Origin of the sequence: Streptomyces sp. NPDC058457, assembly GCF_042720695.1 — a bacterium.
In the GTDB taxonomy this organism is placed as follows: Bacteria; Actinomycetota; Actinomycetes; order Streptomycetales; family Streptomycetaceae; genus Streptomyces.
Window position 1 is genome coordinate 100,433 of record NZ_JBHXLU010000024.1, and the last position, 21,004, is coordinate 121,436.

Consider the following 21,004-nt stretch of genomic DNA (forward strand, 5'->3'; position numbering starts at 1 on the left):
CCGGCACCCTTCCCTTCGAAAGAGCCCCCTCATGTCCCGCACTGCCAGCCCGACCGCACAGGACTTCGTGCCGTTCGCCACCGCGGCACTCGATTTCCACCGTGCACTCAACGTCCCGGGCGGCCCGCTGGTCACCACCCGCGCTGAGCTGGACGCCCTTCACGCTCACCTGGTCTCGCTCTACGGATTGCTTGACGCCCACGCCGGTCGTACCGGGCAGCTCGTCGCGGCCGAGGGCGACCAGCTCCGCACCGCCCGTACCCGCGTCTGGCAGGCCGCCGAGCATCTCCACGCCGCCTACCACGCGGCGCCCCGGCAGGACACCGGCGAGGTACCCGAACCCGAGGCGTGCCGGGCCGGCCTGCCCGAAGGCGCGCCGGAGCTGACCATCTGCCAGCGCCACCAGCGCACGGCGCACCTGGTGCGGCGCCGCACCACCCCGGCCGACCTGCACACACCCTTCACCGGTCTCGTCCGCCGCTGAACCACCACCCTGTCTGGAGAAGCGTTTATGTCCCGCACCCGTGCCAGCGCCACCCCCCTGTTCGTGCCCCGCAAGGCGTCACGCACCGAACAGAGGGCCGCCCGAGTCGCGTTCGCCGAGGCCCGCCGCCAGGCCCGCCTCGCCGGAACCCCGCCAAAGCACCGGGCCGAGCAGACCCTCGACCCGGAGCTGCGGCCCACCTACCCGCTGGCCGGTCGCCCTGGTCCGGCCTCTGCCCGGGGCGGCAAGCTCGGTCTGCCCGCCCACCGGATGACCACCGCCACGGCCTCGGGGGCCTACCCCTTCGTGGCCGAGGGGGGCCTGGGAGCGGAGGGAGTGTTCATCGGCCGCGATGTCCACGCCGAAGCCGCCTTCTGCTTCGACCCGTTCTCGCTCTACAGCAGCGGCCGGATCGAGGGCTTCACCAACCCCAACGCAGTCCTCGCCGGGATCATCGGCATGGGCAAGTCGGCCCTGGCGAAGTCCATCGCCACCCGGTCCATTGCCCACGGGTACCGCATCTACATCCCGTGCGATCCCAAGGGCGAGTGGACCGACGTCGCACAGGCTCTCGGCGGCTACAGCATCGCGCTGGGCCCGGGGCTCCCGGGCAGGTTGAACCCGTTGGACGCCCCGGTCCGACCGGCCTCCGTCAGCGAGGAGGACTGGACGACGGAGGTGCGAAAGCGCCGCCTGCTGCTCCTGGCCGGCCTGGCGCGCACGGTGCTCAAGCGCGATCTGCTTCCCATGGAGCACACCGCACTGGACCTCGCATTGGACCTGGTCGTCGCCGCGGCGGCCGCCCGTGGCACGGTGCCACTGCTCGGCGAGATCGCGCACACCCTCGGCTCCCCCGAGCACCTCGACCGGGCCCTCGGCCACCAGGCAGGACACCTGGGGTCGGCCGCCCAGGACCTCGCGCACGCCCTACGCCGCCTCGTGCACGGCGACCTCAACGGTATGTTCGACGCCCCTTCGACGGTGTCCTTCGACCCGACCGCACCGATGCTGTCCATCGATCTCTCCCGTCTCGGCGGCTCCGGCGACGACACGGCGTTGGTCCTCGCGATGACGTGCGCGAGCGCGTGGATGGAGTCCGCCCTCGCCGACCCCGACGGCGGCCGACGCTGGGTGATCTACGACGAGGCCTGGAGGTTGATGCGGCACGTCGGCCTCTTGGAGCGGATGCAGTCGCAGTGGAAGCTCTCCAGGGGCCTGGGCATCGCGAACTTGATGGTCATCCACCGGCTGTCGGACCTGCTCTCGGCGGGCGACGCCGGCTCGCGCGGTCGAGTTCTGGCCGAGGGACTCCTGGCCGACTGCTCCACCCGCATCATCTACCGCCAGGAGCCCGACCAGCTCGCCGCCGCCGCGTCCCTGCTCGGCCTGACTGGCATCGAAACCCAAGCGGTGTCCGCCCTGACCAAGGGCCGGGGCCTGTGGAAGGTCGCCGGCCGCTCCTTCATCACCCAGCACATCCTGCACCCGGCCGAGCGCCAGTTGTTCGACACCGACGCCCGCATGGCGGCCTAGCCCAACCCAACGAACAGCACGGGAAAAAGGATCGATCATGTCTGCTTCCTCCACTTCTCCCGCCTCCGGCGACATCCAGCCGTCGGAGGGCACCGACCCGTTGGCGTGGCGGCGGCACCTCCCGGCACTGGCCTCGGCCGCCGCCGGCATCCATGAGGCGTCCAACGCGTGGGACGCGGTCTCGGACTCCCTCTGCGACGCGGACAGCTGGCCCCTCGACGAGGACGTCTACGCGGACGGCAAGGTCAAGCGCGACGCCGAGGCGTGGAAGCACGCCGAGGTGTTCCTCGACCATGCGCCGGAGGTACTGGCCGGGGTCCGCGCCGCCGCCACCGGCCCCGACTACGTCCAGGGGCCGATCAGCGACGACCTGCGCCGACTGCGCGGGATCGACACCACCCTGGTCCGAGCCGAGGCTCTCCGACATGAGTGGGACCAGATCATGGCGCTGATGGACGGCTCGCAGCCGGGCTCGCTCCAGCTCTATCAGGAGCGCGCGGAGGAGCACCGCAATACCGAGGGCTGGCACTACGCGGACGAGCTGTCCTACCAAGGCCCAGCGCTGGTCCGGGCCGGCGAGTACCTGGCCGACCGAGCGGACGCCGAACGGCCCTCGCAGACCGAACGTGCACGCGTGGCCCTCACCAGGTCCGCTCATGGCACCCGCAGCGTCCCGCCCGCTTCGTCTGCCGTCCCTTCGGCATCGAATCCGCCAACTCCCGGCCGTTCCCGCTGATGCCATTAGCACCGAGTCGCGGCAGCGCCAAACCGACCGATCGACGGATCCCCACAGATCACCGCACCCCTCCCAGCCCCACACGCCTGCGGCCCAAGCTGTCAGGCCAGGGCGTCCGGCAACGGAAAGACGCCATGCACCCCGACAACGCCCTCATCACCTTCGAGCAGGAAGGCTCGCGCGTCCTCGCCTGGATCAGCACGTCGTCCTTCCCGCTTGCGGCCTCCGAACAGGCCCACCGGTACGCCACCCTCACCACTGCCCTCCGTCAGCGCGGCCTGAAGTGCACCGTCGAGTACGGCCTCAGCGACTACATCGTCCACGCCGACCTTCCAGACGGGAGTTCGCTGATCATCTCGCCACCGCAGGAACCGCCCTCCGAGCACCCCGAGTCCCCCGAGAGCTGGATGGTGACCCGTCACCGGTCCGCCGAGCCCGCGGTGTACGAGGTGGTCTACGACTCGGAGCCCGACGGCCCAGATGCCCGGTACGGCGGCAGCGTCCCGAATCTGCTCACCGCCGTCGACGCCCACTTGGACCGGCTTAGCGTGCCGCCGCGCCAGGAGCACGAACGATCCGCCGAGGAGCGCGCCGCCGACGCTGTGCTCTACCGCGCAGGATTCGTCCCTGCAGTAGGGGTCGACGGTGCCCGCTACTACCGACTGCCCTCGGCTATGACCGACCGGGCAGAACAGCGTCAGGCTGTGACCCGGGCCTTCGACATACTGCAGGCCGAAGGCTTCCACCTCGCCGGCGACCCTGCCCTCCTCGATCCCGGCATCCCTGTTACACGGAGTCACGAGATAGGCCTCGGCGACCGTCTCGGGCACCTGGCCAGGTCTGTCCAGGCGGCCACGCACACGAGCGAGGCGATCGCCCCGCTGAGCGAGCTGACCGCTCCCGGTGACGGCGTTCTTCAGCGGGTCGCCGAGATCCTCGACGCGACGGCCGACTGGTGGGAGGGGTTCGGCGAAACAGCCGACCACCACTACGCGAACCACCTGCGTCTCATCGCCGAGGACCTGGACTCCTGCGCGATCAGGCTCCAGGTAATACGCAACGACTTGGCCGATCGCCACACCGTCCACCCCGGTAAGGCACAGGCGAGCAGGGCTTTCCCCTCGCCCTCTGCATCGTCCCGGGTGAGCGCCGCTCTTGCCCCTTCGCCGTCGGCCGAGCAGTACTCGCTCCCGGCCGGTCTGCCGGCGGAATCGTCCGCGAGTAGCGCGCTGCCGACCGTACGTCCCCTCGTCCGTCCCCGGTCGCTGACCACCACCGTCTTGGAGCCCTTCGTGTATTGCACCAGAGGAAGCGATTCATCCCTCGCCCAGTCCTGCGACCGACCCCACCACGGATGGATCAGCCATGCCCAACCACGACGACCGGTTGCCCGATCTGGCCTTCGGCCACCACCCCGTCCATGGCATCGTCGCCGCGGTCCCGCAGAACCTCTCAGCCAGCAAGTGGATGTTGAAGGGGTTCGATTTCCACCCGGTCTCCGACCAGCCGACGTTGTACGCGCTGGCCGACCAGAAGCGTGACGGACAGCGCCGTACGATCCGAGCAGTCGAACTGCTGCGCAGGGCCGGCTACCGGATCGACGTGGATGCCTCGCTCGATCCCTCGCCAGTACCGGCAGCAGCGCCCCTTCGCGACCGGGGCCCCCTCGCGGAACCCGACGTCGCCTTCGCAGAACATCCTCAGCTCGGCATCGTCGCGGCCATCGACGACCGCGCCTCCGGTCTCACAGGACTCGCCCTGGTGGACTATGGCTGGCGGCACAACTCAAGCCTGGACATCTACACGTTGCCCGTCACCACCGACCGGGACGAGGCCCTGGGTAAGGTCGCCAGCGCCACGCTGGCCCTGCACCAGTCCGGCGTCCAGGTCGCAGTGCAGCCCCGCCTCGCTCAGGACGTAGCAGCCCGCGCTCGCCATGCTCCCGTACCGGCCGCGTCCCGTGAACGCGGCCAGGGCACCCCTCGTCCATCTCCGATCAGCGCGACCGCGCTCGCCGCCAGCCCCGCCCGCGCCAGCCTCCCGGGCAAGGCACCGGTCCCGACCCACTTCGCCCCCGCAGCGGCGGTCCGGCCGGTCGACCCTGGCATCGCGTACTCCCGCGACCGCTGATCCAACTCCCGTAAGGAAGGGCCTCACATGGTCGCTGGCATGCGGCGCACAGAGGGAGTCCGGCCGGCCTGAAGAAAGGACTCCCTCTGCGATGTATCAGCTCCGCTGATCGCTCCTGGCCAGCACCGCTGCTACACGGCGCCGACGTCGCTTCCGAACGCTCCACGTCACCACTGAGATGACCAGAGCCGTCGAGAGTCCACCGGTGAACTCCGGCACCGATGCAAGTAGCAGGTCCTGAAAGGTGCTGATCTGACTGGCACAGGCGTCGCTCAACGTCTGCGGAAACTTGTCTACAGGCATAGTCTTCGTCCCGCTCCTCAACTAGTCGTGGCAAACCTGGGTTCCGTCAGCCACAGTGGAAAGAATGCGGAGCGTGCTTGATGTCCCCAACGAGCGCAGGGGCGATCAGGGACAACCTGAGGTGCGTCACCGCATTCGATGGGGGCGCGACACGATGTGTGGCTGTGCCCCAAGGACATCCCTGGGACACTTCCGGGACGCTGGGACACGAAGCCGTGGGAGGTCGGACATGACCGGATCCGCAGGACACGGACCTGAACCTGCCGTTTCACTTGGCGAGTTCCTACAGATGCAAGCCAACTTGGCTGGCCTGCGCACGCGCGACGTTGCGGAACGCTTTCAGGAGCTTGCCGACCAAGAGGCGGCGAGAATCGCAGACGGAGCGGATGCCCCAGCTGACCTGATGAGCGAGATGAGCTTTTCTAAGTCGCACCTCGACCGACTCTACAAAGGTATGGCCTCCCTGCCATCAAAACGCTTTCTCAGGATATTTCTGGAGATGACAAGTCGCACTTCTGGAATCCGACCCGAGAAGCACCGAGAACTATGCCGACGTGCAGAAGACCTTCTGGCTACTGCTCACCGAAGCCAACGAAATCGCCGTACAGCTAGTTTGACCTCGCCACCACACGTACCCACGGAGATGACTGTTGCCGCCCTCCAGATGCAACTTAATCTGGAACGGGCTCAACGAACCGAGGACAGACTCCGATGGGCCTTGAGCGATACTCAGGCATTGATGGGAATGCTCCTAAAGATCATCAGTGCACTACGGGACATTATCGTGGACCTTGATACTCAACTCGCTCGGTCGCCGCGTGGCACCGAAGACTCAAGCCCTCAGGAGTTGGCGGAACTACGGAGAACCAAGGCGAGGTCGTACAAGATTGCTGCAGAGGCTCAATTCGACCAAGCCAATCAACGACGTCGCCTGCTAGAGACTCTCTGGGATCAAGCGCATGAAACCTCGCAACGCTTGGCCATACATGCCGATTTCACGAATACAACCTCATTTCCCGACGGCCCCGCACTACCATCTCAGCAGATCCTACCGAACGACTCATTGACTCAACCCGCACTCACGGACATCGCCAACGCCTTGAGGAAAATTCAGCAATACAACGAGACGGAAGAGCGTACTACCCGAGAATTGCAGCACAGCGTCACGGACGACACCCCCCTACAGCCGGACGATGAACTGGCCATTCTGGTGTCTGCGACTCGACTCAGGGATGCCAAAACCCGCGGAACTGCTCTCCGTACGCTTCTCAAAAATTGGCCCGTGCACCCCGACACTCGCGATGTTCTCGTCCGGCTAGCCCACGATGAGCAGTTGGCCATCCGACTCACGACGGCATGGTTTCTGGCAGCCAAATGGGCGGGCGACACGGCTGCCCGCGACGCCCTCATCGACCTCACCCACGACAACGGTCCCGATGTTCGAGAAACCGCCGTAGAGGGACTGGCCCAAGGGTGGGCGGGCGACACGGCCGCCCGCGACGCCGTCCGGGCGCTTGCACAGGACGACAGTCCGCGTGTCCGTATGACCGTTGCAGAAAGTCTAGTTGACAGCTGGTCGGACGATGCAGTCGCCCACACCACCCTCCGCGCCTTGGGACACGACACGGCGGCGACCGTACGCTGGGCAGTTCAACAAGGAATGGCGGCGTATCAGAATCCCGATACTGAAAGACCAGAAGGAGCCGAACGGAGCAACAGCCTCCTTGTCGCCATGCGAGTACGTCCCGACTACACCGAACTCCAACCCCTCCCCTTGTTTGACACTCTGCGTCGAGGCATCGAATTCGATAGCGGCGTGACTCTGATGGTGGGCGACAACGCCGTAGGTAAAACAGTCATGCTAACCGCCTTGGCGTCACTGGCCCCGAAGGCCGTCACAATTCCATCGCCTCGCCACACTGGTTCCGTGAGTATTCAATTGGCCAGAGATCTTGAGGTGGTGTGGAACGCGCGGCGTACACCAGAAGCCACCTATTATCTAGACGACGGCCATATCGACCGAAGCCCTTCTGACCCGAAAGTGTCCGGCGTGGAAAGTAGGGTCAAGCAGTGGATTTCCCTGCTGGACGACATGAAGGGAAGGAATCGCCTGTTCCTAATCGACGATTTTGCGCTATCTATTGATCGCCAAGCCCGCAACCAAATTTTCGAGCCGATCAACGAGCTTGTCGCCCAGGGCTGCCAGTTCGTCATCACTTCTGTCCACGAGACATGGGCTGAACTACCAAACGTTCGAGTTGTTCGCATCGGCAAGCGTGTTCGCCGTAGGTTCCTCCCCGATCCGACCCTGGGCTGGTGACACTCTGCGCCGCTTCTTCTAAAGCGGCAGCAATCAATCACACCTGCGGCCAGCAGGTCGACCGTGACCTGTCCGGCCGACCGGCGAGCGGGCTTCGCGGAATGGCTCGCCAAGCAGGAATGCACCGACTGCTGACACGCCTCCAAAGAAGGCGACGAGCAGGACAAGGCCGCCTGGCTCCAGGCCATGCGCGCGGAGGAACAGGCCGAGTCCGAAGCTTGGTCCGAGCAGTACCGAATGCCTCCCCTGGAAGGGACCGAGCGGGCCGTCGCCTGGGGTGTGCGCTGTCGCCACCAGATCCTGACTGCTGCCTACACCGCCCTGGTCACCGAACGCGAAACCGGCGGGGCGGAGTGGGAGAGGATCAAGGAGAGCGCTCGTACCGTCACCCGCGCCAGGCGGTGGATCGACCAGCGCTCCTTCCAGCCTGACGACCTCACCGAGTTACTTCAGGCTGCCACAGAGGCCGACCGGCCGACCGAGAACCCCTACTTCTGACCGGCCGGGTGCCCCGTTGCGGCGGGGCCCCGGTCTCCTTCCGCTGCCGACGTGCTCGGACGCCGAGCGGCCTGCGGCCTCTACCAGGGATCTCCAGCCGGGCCAAATCCCGGATTCGTCGGATTCTCTCCCTGCCAGCCCGACCGTCCGGGTCCTCCGCCGATCCCCTTCGAGGTAGACACCGTGATCGCCCATCTGCAGCGCGTCAGCGACACCGCCGGTCTGCTCGCGTACCTGTACGGGCCAGGTGAGCGCGGCAACCACGCCGTCCCCCGGCTGATCGCGGGTGACGCTCACGGAGCCCCGATCGGGCTGCTCGCCGAGCCGGGCTCTCTGCCATACCTGGCCCATGCGCTCGACGCACCTGTCGAGCGACTCGGAGTCCGCGCCCCCGGGCGGCCGACGTGGGCCTGTTCGGTCCGCTCCGACCCACGTCGGCCCGACCTCACGGACACGCAGTGGGCCGCCGTTGCCCGTCGCCTGGTGTCCGCCGTCGGGCTCGCCCCGGACGGAAACCCCGACGCCTGCCGGTGGATTGCCCTGCGCAACCAGCCCCGGCAGGTGCACGTCGTGGCCACCCTCGCTCACGAGGACGGCGGCCTCCACAACACCTACCGCGACGCCTTTCGCGTGCAGACCGAGTGCCGGCGCATCGCCGCCGAGCTGGGACACCTGCCCGCCGATCCCGACCCGATCCCCCAAGCCCAGGAGACCCACTTGTCTGTCCGTTCGATAACCATCACGTCCGAGTTCAGCGGCAGCGTCGTCGCCAAAGGCGCCGCCGACGACCTCTCCGCCCAGATCCTCAAGCACGCCGGTTTCCAGCAGATCGACGACTGGCACGGCCGGCGCCATCGCCTTCCCACCACCACCCCGCTCGCCGACAAGGTCGCCATCGCCACCCACGCGGCCGAGATGCTCCGCGCCGCCCGCTACGAAGTCGATCTTCCTCCTTCTCTGGACACGGCCCGGACGAGCCCTCCGGAACACCCCCTGGGGCCTTACACCGCAGGATCTGAAATCCTCCGGATCACGGACCGGATCCGGGCGGCCCAAAACGGAGAGGACCTTCAGCGGGCGGTCGACCACCTCCTTCACCCCGAGCACGGTGCCCTTGAGCGTGTCCGGGAAGCGCTGGAGACGGCGGGTGAACAGGTCAACGACCTGGACGAGGAGGCGTACGCACTAGCAGACCGGTTCGGCTTCGCCTCGGAGTTCGTCAGCTCGGCGCAGTCCGAACTCAGCGGCTTCGAGGCCGAGTTGCGCCATGTCGGCACCGCGTCGGAGGGTCACGCCATGGCACCGGAACGGTCCTCGACGCTGCCCGACCACCGGGACGCCGCTCTGGCCACGTCACCCGCAGCGGCCAAGGCCAAGGTCTCCCCAGGCTCCGGCTCCGAAACTGCTGAGTCCAACGCCGCCGTACACCCGCCGCGCGTCGCGGGCCCCCGGCGGTGACCCAGGCCATCTTCGTCAGCGCCGACCGCCAGTCTGCCGCGTGCTCCCGCCTGGCTCTGCCGTCCGGGACAAGCACCGAGGAGTAAGCATGCCCGAGTACTACTCCAGCATCGGCGAGGCCGTCGGCGCAGCCATGCAGCACAACATCCGGCTCGCCCACCGCAGCGTGGCTCCCAGCTCCGACCAGCCACTGCGGGCCGAGCACTTGCCGAGTGCTTCCGTCGCCCCGTACTCCGTCCGCGGGATGGTCGCCCGGCTCACGGAAAGCGCGACGCCCGACGAGGTCGCGGGAATTCTTGGGGAGGTCAACGGCGCGGTCGTCGGCGCGCTGGCGCAGTTGACCGAACTCGTCGCAGCTGCTGCCGACTGGACCCGTGTCCGTCTCGCGTTCGACGACCCGCACGACAACCCGGCTTTCGAGACCTGGACCCGGCTGGCCGCCGCCCACGTGATGCTCCAGGACGTGCGCGAGCAGTTGGAGGCTGCCGAAGACGGGGTCGCCGCGTGCCCGGCAGAGCGGACCGACCCCCGGCACCACGAGAGGGTCAACATCCTGCGGACCCGGGAATTGCCAGACGACGTCCTTGGGGCGGGCCCGGACGCCGCATCCCCTTCTGTCCGGGATCGGGACTCCGACGTGCCGGACATGGCCGTCGGCGAGGCCGCCGGTCCTGAGACCCGGCGTCTGTCCGCCGCCCGCCAGGTTTCCGCGTTCGCGGCCAAGACCGGCACCGATGCCGCCCCGTCGCCCAGCGTGCCGTCACCGCCTGCGGCACGCTCCGCTACCCGCCCCCACTGAATCGTTTCTGTTCGAGCCCCGAGGAGTAGGCCCGTGAGCTGCACCAGAGCCGAGCGCGCCCCGCCCTGCCCGCTCGCACACCCAAGGAACTGCTGTGCCCTCCCCGCGCACCAGCGCGCCCTCGACCACCACCGGGTCGGACGCGCTCCTCTACCTCCTGTTCGGCGTCCTCGGCGCCGCCATGGCCTTCGGCTCCCTTGCCTGGCTGACCGGCAACCTCACCAACACCCTCATCGGCAATGGGCCGTGGGCCCCCTTCCGCGCCACCGACGCCCTGCTGCATCCCGACGTGCTGTGGCCGGCCCTGAACGCCACCGCGCTGCTGTTCGGCGCCCGCGTTGTCCCCGGCCTCTTCACCCTGGCCCTGGTCACCACCGGAGTGGTGCTGTGGATGCGCTGGCGGGTCGGCGCCGAGTCCGGCCTCGCCCGCAAGGCCGACCTGGCACCCCTGCTGGACAAGGAGATGGTCGCCAAGGCGAAGAGCCTGCGTCCGTCCCTCTGCGATCGGGAGGGCAGGGAGGTCGCTCCCGCTGACCGCGGCATCCTGCTCGGCACCCTCGACCCCGGTCGTGCCGAGGTCCGCGCGTCCTGGGAGGATGTGATCGTCGCGATCATGGCCCCGCGCTCCGGCAAGACGTCCGGGCTGGCGATCCCCGCGATCCTCTCGGCCCCCGGGCCGGTCCTGCTCACCAGCAACAAGGCTGCGAACGACGCCTTCACCGCCACGGTGGAGGCCCGTGCCGAGGTCGGCACGATCTGGACCCTCGATCCCCAGCAGATCGCCCACCACCCCCGCGAGATGTGGTGGGACATCCTGGCCGACGCCCGTGACCTGGCCGGGGCGAAGCGCTTGGCCGGGCACTTCGTCACCGCGAGCGTGGACGAGTCCAGCGGCTCTGACTTCTGGTCCACCGCCGCGAGTAACACCCTCGGCGCTCTGTTCCTTGCCGCCGCCAGCCACCGACGACCGATCACCGAGGTCCTGGCCTGGCTCGCCATGCCGGCCGACCGCACCCCGGTGGACCTGCTCACGGACGCCGGCCACGACGCGGTCGCCGCCCAGCTCCAGGGCACCGTCTCCGGCGCGACCGAAACCCGCGACGGCATCTACGAGACGGCACGGCAGTACGCGAGCTGCCTGCTCGACCCCGACGTCGCCGCCTGGGTTACGCCGAACGAGGACCTCCCTGAGTTCCGGCCGTTCGCCTTCGCCACCTCCCACGACACCCTTTATCTGCTCAGCAAAGACGGCGGTGGGAGTGCGAGCGCGATCATCGCGGCGGCGGCCGACGCGGTGATGCGTGCGGCCGTGGTCGTCGCCGAGCGCTCCGGTGGCCGGCTCGACCCGCCGGCCCTGTGCGTCCTCGACGAAGCCGCGAACGTGTGCCGCATCAGTGACCTGCCGGACTTGTACTCGCACCTGGGCAGCCGGGGCGTCATCCCGATGACGATCCTGCAGTCCTACCGGCAGGGCCAACGGTGCTGGGGCGAGGTCGGCATGGACGCCCTGTACTCCGCCGCCACCGTCAAGATCATCGGAAGCGGCATCGACGACGCCGACTTCGCCGACCGCCTCAGCAGGCAGGTCGGCGACCACGATGTCCAGACCACCTCGGTATCCACCAGCGAAGGCGGCAAGTCCACCTCGGTGAGCATGCGCACCGAGCGGATCCTGCCACCCGACGCGATCCGCGCCCTGCCCAAGGGCAAGGTGCTGCTGCTGGCCACCGGCATCCGGGTCGCCATGCTCAACCTCAAGCCCTGGTACAAGGAGCCCTCCGCCAAGGCGGTCGGCCCGGCCTCCGCCCGCGCCACGAAGGCAATCACCGAGCGGGCCCTCGCGAAGAGCACCGGCCACGACGACCTCCGGCTGGCGGCATGAGCGTGCCCACGCCGTGTCCCCGGCGGCCGCCTCGCTCTCCGGTCGTTCTGCGTGGCGGCCAGTGGTGGCTGGTCGGCAGGGCCGGCTCGGTTCCCGCCTCCGATCCGACCTTCACCGCCGCCCTGGACGACTTCGCCCAGGCGATGGCCGCCGCCGACCGTGCAGTCGCCGACCTCCGCTCCCGGCAGAGCGAGCCCTCCGTACCTGATCCGGGAGACCGTCGATGAACCCGCTGCTGAGTGCCGAGCAAGCGGTCCTCGGCGCCGTGCTCCTCGACCCCGACCAGCTCTCGGACCTGGACTGGCTCACGCCGGATCACTTCTACCGGCCCATCCACCAGGCGCTGTTCGGCGCATTCCGGAAACTCCGCAGCGGCGGCCACCCCGCGCTCTCGGCCGATGGTCCGTTGCCGCTGTCGTGGGTGACCGACGTGGTCGACGAGGCCGGCCTGCACGTGCGAGGGCTGACCGCGGCGTACGCCCACACCCTGATCCAGGCGTGTCCACGCACCGAGCACGCTCCGGTGTACGGCCGCATGGTGCTGGAGGGGGCGATTCACCGCACCGTCGCCCAGCACGCGATCCGCCTTCACCAGGCGGCTCGGGCCGACGCCGTCCAGGGCCTGGTCGAGGGAGCCTTGCGCACGGCGGACGTCCTGAACGGAGTGCTCACCGATCTCGCGCGTCGCTGGGGGACCGATCCCCGTCCGGTCGCTCCCACCGCTGCGCCGGCCACCGCCGCGGCCCTCTCGCAGCCGGTCCATTCCGACCAGGTCGCCGAGGACGAGCGGTTCCTCCTGGCCGTCCTCGCCGAGCAGCCGGGAGCCATGGATGAGGTGGTGGCCTGGCTGCGGCCGGGGGACTTCGTCGACCCGGCCCACGGGCGGCTCTACAGGTGCCTGGGGGCGCTGCACCATCGGGGTGAACCAATCGACCGGATCACCCTTCTCTGGGAGGCCCAACGGCGCGGCCTCCTGGCCGACGGCACCTTCTCGGGCCAGCAACTGACCGCCATCTGCGACGGTATGGTCCCCGGCAGCGCCGACTGGTTCGGGCACCGGGTGATATGTACCTCCCTCACCCGCACCGCAGCTGCCTCCGCGCACGCCATCCAGACCCTGGCTGAGGACGAGGTCTTGGGCCCCGGTCGGCTGATCAACCACGCCCTGCACGCACTCGGCCCACTCGACGAGGTGCGTGCCCGTTGGCTGACCGCGAACGGCAGCCAGGCTCCGATGCCGACGGCCTCCGCCCCGTCAGCGGGCGGACCGCCTTCGGCCCGGGTGCAGGCCGCCCGCGCCCGCAGCACGCCACACCCAGCCGCATCACCCCCGACGCCGACCGGACCCGTCTCCGCGCCGGCCGCCGCCCGACAGCCCTCGCGCGGCCATCCCTGACGTGCCTCACCACCCTGCCCATCTCCCTGCACTTCCCCTGGACTTCGTTTTGATTGACACCCCTTCCCTCGATGCCCTGGACCGTCGCGCCACGATGTCGGGCTTCGACGCCCTCGCGCGTCCTCCGCTGATCGGGTCGCTCTGCTCGGGGTACGGCGGCCTCGACCTGGGTGTGCAGGCCGCCTTCGGCGGCGCGCTCGCCTGGCACGCAGAGGTCGACCCGAACGCCTCCCGCGTCCTGGCCCGCCACTGGCCCGGCGTCCCCAACCTGGGCGACATCACCACCGTCAACTGGGCCACCGTTGCCCGGGTGTGCGTCTTGACGGCGGGCTTCCCGTGTCAAAGACGTCTCGGTCGCCGGCCGCCGGGCCGGACTCAACTCCCAGACCCGCTCAGGGCTCTGGCTGCACGTCGCCCGTGCGGTCGAGGCCCTCCGACCCTGCCTGGTTGTGATCGAGAATGTGCGCGGCCTCCTCACCTCCCCCGCCGGTTCCCCTGGCGACGTGGAACCCTGCCCGTGGTGTCTGGGAGACATCGCAGGTCAGCCTGCTCTGCGGGCACTCGGTGCCGTACTCGGATCCCTGGCCGACCTCGGGTACGACGCGAAGTGGCTCGTGCTTCGCGCTTCCGATGTCGGGGCCCCACACCGCCGCGAGCGGACCTTCCTCACCGCCTGGCCCGCCGGACACCCTGCTCAAGACGCCGACCAGCAACATCGGCAAGAACGGCGGTTCGCAACATCCGTCGAAGAGGAAGAGCGGGGGTCACGGGCCGAACCTGGCCGACGAGGTCGAGTGGCTTCTGCTGCCGACGCCGAAGGCGTCGGACGGGATCAAGGGCTCGCCGAATCAGCGGCACGGCAATGGCGACATGAATCCGCCGAGCGCGGCGGCGTCGTTGCTGCCCCCGCCTGGGGCCACCGACATGGGCGCACCAGGCCAACGCCCCACAACGGGGCGGCGTCCTCCCCTGTCCACGGTGGTCCTGCCGCTCTGGGAGAAGGAGTCGCCGGAGGCCGAGCAGCAGACCGACGATGGGGAGCGTACGAAGCCGCCATCACCCGATGGGAGAGGCTCACCCGTCCTGCCCCGGCCCCCACGGACGCGGCCGGTCGGCTCCGCGTCGACTTCGTGGAGTGGATGCAGGGCCTCGACGTCGGCTGGGTCACCGCCACCCCAGGGCTCGGACGACCGGCTCAGCTCACCGCGCTCGGCAACGGCGTTGTTCCCCAACAAGCGGCTCGCGCACTGCAGTTGCTGGCCCCACCTTTCCCGCGCTGCCCTCGCTGCGCAGGCCGTTAGCGCCCAACTACCCGGATTCTCCGGCCGGACCAAACCGCGGATCCTCCGGATCCTCTCGGGCATGTCGCCGTCTCACAGATGGAGCACGCCCCCATGTCCGACACCAGCCCGACCACCGCCGCTGGCACCGACCCGTTCCGTGTCCCCGACGGAGACCTCGACGACCTCGCCAGCACCCTCGCCAAGACCATGGCCGAGGTCAGGCAACACGGCGTCATCCTCGACCGCCTCGGCTCCGAGCCCGAACCCGCCCCAGCTGTCGGCCAGCAGACGGACAGCGCCTCGGAAGCCGAGGCGGCCGCCGACAAGCAGGCCGACGGCCCCGCGTCGGTGTTCATCCTCGCCCTGGGCGGGGAGGCGTACGCCGTCGAGCTCGCCGCCCTCAGCGACTGGGTGAACTACCTCTTCCTCCCGGTCTACGGCCGGGAGATCAGCACGAACCGTCCGTGGTGCGCCCAGTGGCATGAACACCTCGAAGCCGTCGCACGGCTCCACGCGCTCTGGCTCTCCTGGCAGCAGTTCACCGACACGGAGGCCGGCCTGTCCGGTCCGTCGACCTGGCACCGCGACCACCTGGACCAGACGCTGGCGCACCTGCGCGCCCCCGACGGGCCCTTCGCAGCCTGCACGACGAGCGCGAACCGCCCCAACCATCGACTGCTGACCACCCCGGCACCCGAGCAGGCTGGGGTGCCGGCGTGAACGCCTTCGACTTCGACCTCGACGGCCTCGCGCCCGCCGACGACGCGTCCGAGGATGCGATGGAGACGTTCTGGGCCGGTGATCTGACGGTGCTGTCCCAGCACCACGCCGCCCCCAGCGGCTCGCACAGTTTCGTCCTCGCCCACGACCGGTCGGTCACATGGGGGATACCCGGCGACCCGCAACTCGTTGCGATCGCGGTCATACGGGATCTGAGCCGGTCCACGTTCAGGTTCGAGACGAGCCGCCACGCCACGGCGTCCTTCGCCCAGAACTGGCTCGTAGAACGCGGCTGCCCGCCCGAGCGGATCGCTCTTGGCGGTGGTGACTACGTCAAACCCGCCGACGACCTCACTGTCCAGGTGGAGCAGCAGATCCGGCAGTCGGGCACGCGCTACGAGGTCCTCGACACCTACACCTCGGAGTACGACCCGAGCGAGACGTGGACGCTGGCCCGCGACTCCCGTGCCACTCAGGCACCGGTCCGGGTCTTCCACGAGGAGTGGGACCACTACGCCGGTACGTACACGATGCGCGAGGGCGCCTTCGCCAACGTCGGCATTGCCCAGACCTGGCTGGAGGAGCGCAGCGGGCCGTTGCCCGAGCCGCCGGAGTACAGCGATCACGACGGTGCCGTCGTCCGGGCCCGCATCGCCCGCATTGCGCTCGCCCGCTCGGCCGGTGCCTCTGGGACACCGACGGCCGGTCTCCACGCGCCCCGCACCACCCCAGCGGAACCGGTGCAGCGGAGGCTGATGTGAGCCGAGCCCGCTTCGCTTTCGCCGCGCACCCCGACGCCATCGCTGACTTGCGCGAACTTCCCGACGAGATACGCGACTTGGCGCTGCTGGAGTTGCAGAACCTGGTTCAAGGGAGTAACGACTGCCTGCCGTTGAAGGGCCGTCTTGCCGGCTTTCACAAGGTCTACGTCGACCCCTCCGTCGCCTACCGGATGGTCATCCAGTTCCGCCGGGCCCCGTCGACCTCGGCCCACAAGCGCGAGATCTACCTCGTCGCCGCCGGCAGCCGGAAGGACTACGCGGTCTACCGTTCGGCCCACCTGCGTACCGGTCCCCGGCACAACGTCGAAATCGACCCCGCAGCCGAGGCCCGCGTGCAGGCCGCTCGGTCCCGCTCGCCCCTCGCCGTAGACCAGCCGACAGCGGACCCGGCAACTCCTCCAGCAGCGGCATCCCCCTTGATTGCTCATCCCCGAAGGGCTTCCCAGCGATGACCCCCGACGGCACCCCGCTGACCCGTACGGAGCAGGCGAACCTGCTCACCGATGGCGCGCAGAGCGTCTCCGACATCCTCACCGCCGAGTACCCGACGGCCGTCGGCCGCTCCCAAGACCTGAGTTCTCGTCGCGACGACCACTGGGCCGTCGTGGGGGATCGCTGGCTCGTGGCTCTCGAAGCCGTTGAGACCGGCGGCGTCCGGTTCCGCCGGACCGCGATCGGCGAGGACCTGTACGTATCGTGGGAGAAGGCCCAGCGCCAGGGCCCTGCGATCTGGCCCCAAACCGTGCAACGGCTGGTCGCGGACGGGCTATTGCACCAGGACACGAGCGAGGGCCTGTACCAACCTGGACAGCTTCTCTCGCTGACGCCGCAGGGCGAAGCCGCCCTCCGTGATGCGCGGGAGACGACGCCGCGTCATTCCGCTGCCCTCAGCCGCAGCACCACCTCCGGCGACCTGCGGCACCCTCGCCCGCCCAGCCGCCGTGCCCGTCGCCTGGACGCACAGCACGTCCTCCCGCTCCCGCTGGCCCCTTCCCGACAGGACGCTTCCATGCCCACCCCCGCACAGGCCCCCGCCTTCTCCATCGGTTCGATCGACGCTCAGCGCGTCGAGGAAGCACTTGCCTGGATCGGGCCGAAGTGGACCACTTGGTCGGCGATGATCCTCGCTCGGGAGAACCGCCCGATGCGCGTGCGCGACGTTGCCGCCCAGCTCCCCTTCGTCAGCGAGCAGTTCGTCGGCAAGCGGCTAGCCACGATGCACGCTGACGGACTGGTAGTGCGAGACGACGACCGTCGCGGAGCCCCGTACCGACTGAGCGCGCTCGGCGGCTCCCTGCCTCCCGTGCTTCGCACCGTGTCGGACTGGTCCCGCGCTTATCTGCCGCTCGGCCGGATGGCAGAGGCCGAACGTGTCGAGGACGCCCTGCGCCGACTGAATCTTCGGCACGCGACTGCCGTGATCCAGGTCCTCGACTCAGGTGGCCCGATGCGGTTCGTGCACATCGCTGAGGAGGCCAGTCTGGACAGCGGCATCACCTGGCATCGACTTCTCCGGCTTCAGGCCGACGGCCTGGTCGCCCGCACGGGCTCACGACACGGTGATCCCTACGTGCTGACCGATGCCGGCCACGCGTTGGGGGCCGTCTTCACGAGTGTCGAGCACTGGAGCGAGCCTGTCGCTCTGCGGAGGGCCTCGTCAGCCCCACGTCCGGCAGCGGCGGCCACGCGCACCCACGTCGGCGTCCCACTGGGGGCCGACGGTGCCCGGGCCTCGGTAGCCCTGCGGCGGAGCACTACCGCGCCGAACGCCCTGTTCAGCCACGCGCCACAGCCGCAACCGCGGGTGCCGGCGACCGTGGCAGCCCAGTCGGCACCGGGCCGGGGCCGGTGATCCGAGTGGTGAGAGCCAGAGCCACCTCGTCGCCGTCGCGGCGTCCGCGTGCGCTCCAGCCGCTCGCCCTGCTGCGCACGCGGGCGCGTTCCCCACACTCACGCCCGGAGTCTCGACCATGCACGCCCCTGATGACCCGAACCGATACCAAGAGGTGCTGGTCAGTCCCATGTACCTGGCTGGTATGGGCGGGACCGCCGACGCCAGCTTCGCCCCGGTTACTCACTGGCCGCACCACCACCTCGATGAGGGCCCTTGCCAGCTCGTCGTCACCTCGCCCGACCACCGGATTCGGATCGGCTGGTTCGGCGACGACTTCGAGTCGTGGAAGATCACCGCAGCCGAGGAGGCCGTTTCCACGCCCTGCTGGACGGCCACCTTCAACCACGTCACCCCACCCGAGATCGTTGCCGGCCTCACCACCGCTCTGGCCCGCGACTACGCCGAGTCCGACGCCTACGGCAGCAGCGCACGCTTCCTGGCCAAGTCGTCCTACCGCTGGGCCGACGCAGTCCGGCCACTGACCGACGCCGGCTGGACACGCGACGGCGGCGCCGAGCGCGGCACCGTCGAGATCGTCGCCCCCGACGGCCAAGCCGGTGTCCTGATCGACAACCGTCTCTCCGGCTGGGACGACGAAACCGTCACGCTCTGGGCCGGTCCACCGGGCTGGGGCTCGCGGTCGGAGGCGGTATTCACCGCCCGTACTCCGTCTCACCTGATCGCCGCGACGGCGGCCGTCATGGCGGAGTCGGCTCCCGTGATGCGCGAACGGCACCAGCTCGACCGACGAGTAGAGCACCTGGTCACGCTGACTCCGGTCGCCCAGGCCGTGTCGGTCACGTCGGCCGCCGAGCCATCGGTCTCCCGAGTTCCGACCCCTCTCGACGTGCGCCGTACGGCGGTCGCCCAGGCCGTCCACCGTGCCGCGCGGGCTCCGCGCACAGCCGCCGATCTCCGGGTGATGGCCGCTCAAATCCGCTCCGCGGGTGCGATGCAACACAGGTCGGACAGCCTCGCGCCCACAGCCACCGTCCGGCTATCGGCCAGCTCCTCGGCACCAGGGCACAACCGCTGACTTCCGGCCGCTGCCTCTCCGGGATGCCGCGCCCACTCGGCCGAGGTGGGCATCGACGGCGACCGCCCCATCCTGACCGTTCCGGCCTGCGGCGAGGCCGAAGCCCGGCCCGCCGACTTCGATCGGCACACGACGAGGTGCAGCATCGGTGCCAGCCTCGCTTCGCACGGTCAGTGCTGTGCCGGTACGCCGCCCCTACGGTCCCGTACGGCTCGTCGCCACAACCCACGTAGGACGACACCCCGTTGGCCCATCCGTTCCCCGGCCTCCGGCCACCTGCTGGCGACCGCCAGTTCGCCCACGGCAGACATCACCTGTGGAGCAACGACTACGCACTTCGGCAATGGCCATGCCAACGTACAGGTGTCGGGAAACGCGCAGGTCAACGAAGGGATCGTCCAACCGTGAACACCTCTGCCGCCCTCGTGCCCGCCGCCGTCCGCCCCCCAGTGGGCGACATCCACTGGCTCTCCTCCGACCACTGCGCGGGCCCGGTGTTCGACCTCCTGGGCGCGCTCGGCTGGGCGATCGTAGACACCCCGGAAGCCAACGTCCACGCGACCAGCCCGGACGGTCGCGTCTACGTCGGCTGGCTCCCCGAGGATGCCACCGCTTGGAGGCGGGACGTCGTCTGGCACGTTCGGGTGCAACCCGCCGAAGGTAACCCGTGGGTCCAGGAGTTCGGTCTCTACACCCCCTCCGAGGCCGTCGCCGGGTTTCTCACCACACTGGTCACCCAATCCTCGCGCTGACCGCCGAACCAGCTTCTTACCGGCTGCCCCTCCGGCTCCAACGTCTTCGGGCCAGACCAGCCCCGTCCTCACCCACCACTTTCGGAGGCTCCCTTGCCCCGGTACCTCACCGTCGGCCACCTGATCCGCCAGCTCCAAGGATTGGACCCCAACCTGCCGGTCCGCCTCGCCATCAACCCCGACTTCCCCTTCGCCCACTACGTGGGGGCCAAGGTCGTCGTCCGCGATGGCAAGGCGTTCATCGCTGACGACGGCCAAGAGGGCTACCTCCCAGTGGGGGCCTGCGACGCCCTCGCCTGAGCCTGACCAACTCCCCCAACACCACGGAGGCTGCCATCTCGTCGCGCTCCCACCCTTCGCCTCTTCTCCCCCTGCACGGCCTCGCCGTGCGCCCCATGCCGGACAGCGTGCGCGGCGCTCTGGTACGGCGCGTCTCCGCCCGGCCTGATGGCCCACTCGACATCACGTGGCTCGCCGTCGGATCGCCCCGACTCCCCTTCGGTCGCATCCGTCTGCACTGGGAGCCCGCCTCCCTCGCTGGCTGGGACGTCACCGCCCACCTGGGCCTGGCCACCACCGAGGTTCATCTCGCCTCCTGGCCCGCTGCCCCGGACGACTGGCCGCGCCTGGTCCGCCCGACCGTCCACGAGGTGATCGGTCTGAGCGCCGCCCTCACCTTCGCGACCGACGCTCTCGACCTCTCCAACAGCCTCGCCGGAATCTGACCGAGAACGCGCAAGGCCGCCCCGCGCCGATCAGGCAGGGGCGGCCTTGCCGTTGCGCCGTTGCCTTGTTCACCGTCGCGGCCGATGTCGAGGTCCTTGCGCACGGTCTTGGCCTTCGCCCGCCCACCGTCCGGCTCAGCACCCACCGCCTGACCAAGGCGGCCTTCGTCTTCCCGAAGGCTGATCCCGACTTCCGGGGCGGGCTGCCGAGTAGAGCGCACGCGGCTGGCCACAGCCGAACGCCGAGGAGCGCCACCGATGTATCGGTGGCGC

The 21,004-nt window shown here is 69.2% G+C and carries 21 protein-coding genes and 2 pseudogenes; 22 read left to right on the forward strand and 1 reads right to left on the reverse strand.

What is annotated here, in order from left to right:
* Nucleotides 1–31 precede the first annotated feature (31 nt).
* The 3 genes from ACFWPS_RS20810 to ACFWPS_RS20820 are packed head-to-tail and all read left to right on the forward strand — an operon-like array spanning nt 32 to nt 2,753.
* A complete protein-coding gene (locus tag ACFWPS_RS20810; RefSeq protein ID WP_383707159.1) occupies nt 32–484 on the forward strand; it encodes a DUF6238 family protein in 453 nt (150 codons plus the stop codon).
* Nucleotides 485–511: 27 nt separating this feature from the next.
* On the forward strand, nt 512–2,017 hold the full coding sequence (locus tag ACFWPS_RS20815) for an ATP-binding protein (protein ID WP_383707161.1): 1,506 nt from the start codon (nt 512–514) through the stop codon (nt 2,015–2,017).
* Between the two features lie 37 nt (nt 2,018–2,054).
* Nucleotides 2,055–2,753, forward strand: coding sequence for a hypothetical protein (locus tag ACFWPS_RS20820; protein ID WP_383707163.1), 699 nt, complete (start codon nt 2,055–2,057; stop codon nt 2,751–2,753).
* 101 nt (nt 2,754–2,854) lie between these two features.
* On the opposite strand, the gene ACFWPS_RS20825 is transcribed toward ACFWPS_RS20820, so the two are convergent.
* Nucleotides 2,855–3,832 (reverse strand): hypothetical protein, encoded by a 978-nt coding sequence (locus tag ACFWPS_RS20825; protein ID WP_383707165.1) that lies wholly within the window; start codon nt 3,830–3,832, stop codon nt 2,855–2,857.
* A gap of 286 nt (nt 3,833–4,118) precedes the next feature.
* On the opposite strand from ACFWPS_RS20825, the gene ACFWPS_RS20830 reads away from it, so the two are divergent.
* From ACFWPS_RS20830 to ACFWPS_RS20920, 19 genes and pseudogenes are all read left to right on the forward strand, one after another.
* Complete coding sequence (locus ACFWPS_RS20830) at nt 4,119–4,883, forward strand: hypothetical protein (protein WP_383707166.1); 765 nt, start codon at nt 4,119–4,121, stop codon at nt 4,881–4,883.
* Nucleotides 4,884–5,415: 532 nt separating this feature from the next.
* Nucleotides 5,416–7,506, forward strand: coding sequence for a HEAT repeat domain-containing protein (locus ACFWPS_RS20835; RefSeq protein ID WP_383707168.1), 2,091 nt, complete (start codon nt 5,416–5,418; stop codon nt 7,504–7,506).
* Nucleotides 7,507–7,538: 32 nt separating this feature from the next.
* Nucleotides 7,539–8,004 (forward strand): annotated as a pseudogene (locus ACFWPS_RS20840) (hypothetical protein).
* 183 nt (nt 8,005–8,187) lie between these two features.
* A complete protein-coding gene (locus ACFWPS_RS20845) occupies nt 8,188–9,462 on the forward strand; it encodes a hypothetical protein (protein ID WP_383707170.1) in 1,275 nt (424 codons plus the stop codon).
* A gap of 88 nt (nt 9,463–9,550) precedes the next feature.
* On the forward strand, nt 9,551–10,261 hold the full coding sequence (locus ACFWPS_RS20850) for a hypothetical protein (protein ID WP_383707172.1): 711 nt from the start codon (nt 9,551–9,553) through the stop codon (nt 10,259–10,261).
* 94 nt (nt 10,262–10,355) lie between these two features.
* Nucleotides 10,356–12,143 (forward strand): type IV secretory system conjugative DNA transfer family protein, encoded by a 1,788-nt coding sequence (locus ACFWPS_RS20855; protein WP_383707174.1) that lies wholly within the window; start codon nt 10,356–10,358, stop codon nt 12,141–12,143.
* Nucleotides 12,140–12,370: a hypothetical protein gene (locus ACFWPS_RS20860; RefSeq protein ID WP_383707176.1), complete on the forward strand. Its 231-nt coding sequence runs from the start codon at nt 12,140–12,142 to the stop codon at nt 12,368–12,370. Before ACFWPS_RS20855 ends, ACFWPS_RS20860 begins: the two co-directional genes overlap by 4 nt.
* Nucleotides 12,367–13,539, forward strand: coding sequence for a DnaB-like helicase N-terminal domain-containing protein (locus ACFWPS_RS20865; RefSeq protein WP_383707178.1), 1,173 nt, complete (start codon nt 12,367–12,369; stop codon nt 13,537–13,539). Before ACFWPS_RS20860 ends, ACFWPS_RS20865 begins: the two co-directional genes overlap by 4 nt.
* Nucleotides 13,540–13,633: 94 nt before the next feature.
* A pseudogene (locus tag ACFWPS_RS20870) lies at nt 13,634–13,822 on the forward strand (hypothetical protein); the annotation flags it as partial.
* 121 nt (nt 13,823–13,943) lie between these two features.
* Nucleotides 13,944–14,840 (forward strand): DNA cytosine methyltransferase, encoded by an 897-nt coding sequence (locus ACFWPS_RS20875; RefSeq protein ID WP_383707201.1) that lies wholly within the window; start codon nt 13,944–13,946, stop codon nt 14,838–14,840.
* Nucleotides 14,841–14,933: 93 nt separating this feature from the next.
* Nucleotides 14,934–15,542: a DUF4913 domain-containing protein gene (locus ACFWPS_RS20880; RefSeq protein ID WP_383707180.1), complete on the forward strand. Its 609-nt coding sequence runs from the start codon at nt 14,934–14,936 to the stop codon at nt 15,540–15,542.
* On the forward strand, nt 15,539–16,303 hold the full coding sequence (locus ACFWPS_RS20885) for a glycosyl hydrolase (RefSeq protein WP_383707182.1): 765 nt from the start codon (nt 15,539–15,541) through the stop codon (nt 16,301–16,303). Before ACFWPS_RS20880 ends, ACFWPS_RS20885 begins: the two co-directional genes overlap by 4 nt.
* Nucleotides 16,300–16,776 carry a hypothetical protein gene (locus ACFWPS_RS20890; protein WP_383707184.1) on the forward strand — a complete coding sequence of 159 codons (477 nt, stop codon included), beginning with the start codon at nt 16,300–16,302 and terminating at the stop codon, nt 16,774–16,776. Before ACFWPS_RS20885 ends, ACFWPS_RS20890 begins: the two co-directional genes overlap by 4 nt.
* A complete protein-coding gene (locus ACFWPS_RS20895; protein WP_383707186.1) occupies nt 16,773–18,176 on the forward strand; it encodes a winged helix-turn-helix transcriptional regulator in 1,404 nt (467 codons plus the stop codon). Before ACFWPS_RS20890 ends, ACFWPS_RS20895 begins: the two co-directional genes overlap by 4 nt.
* A gap of 118 nt (nt 18,177–18,294) precedes the next feature.
* Nucleotides 18,295–19,254, forward strand: coding sequence for a DUF317 domain-containing protein (locus ACFWPS_RS20900; protein ID WP_383707188.1), 960 nt, complete (start codon nt 18,295–18,297; stop codon nt 19,252–19,254).
* A gap of 404 nt (nt 19,255–19,658) precedes the next feature.
* On the forward strand, nt 19,659–20,006 hold the full coding sequence (locus ACFWPS_RS20905; protein WP_383707189.1) for a DUF317 domain-containing protein: 348 nt from the start codon (nt 19,659–19,661) through the stop codon (nt 20,004–20,006).
* 93 nt (nt 20,007–20,099) lie between these two features.
* On the forward strand, nt 20,100–20,306 hold the full coding sequence (locus ACFWPS_RS20910; RefSeq protein WP_383707191.1) for a hypothetical protein: 207 nt from the start codon (nt 20,100–20,102) through the stop codon (nt 20,304–20,306).
* A 95-nt stretch (nt 20,307–20,401) separates the two neighbouring features.
* A complete protein-coding gene (locus ACFWPS_RS20915) occupies nt 20,402–20,731 on the forward strand; it encodes an esterase (RefSeq protein WP_383707193.1) in 330 nt (109 codons plus the stop codon).
* Nucleotides 20,732–20,796: 65 nt separating this feature from the next.
* On the forward strand, nt 20,797–21,004 hold a 208-nt coding region (locus tag ACFWPS_RS20920; protein WP_383707195.1), incomplete at its 3' end, for a hypothetical protein.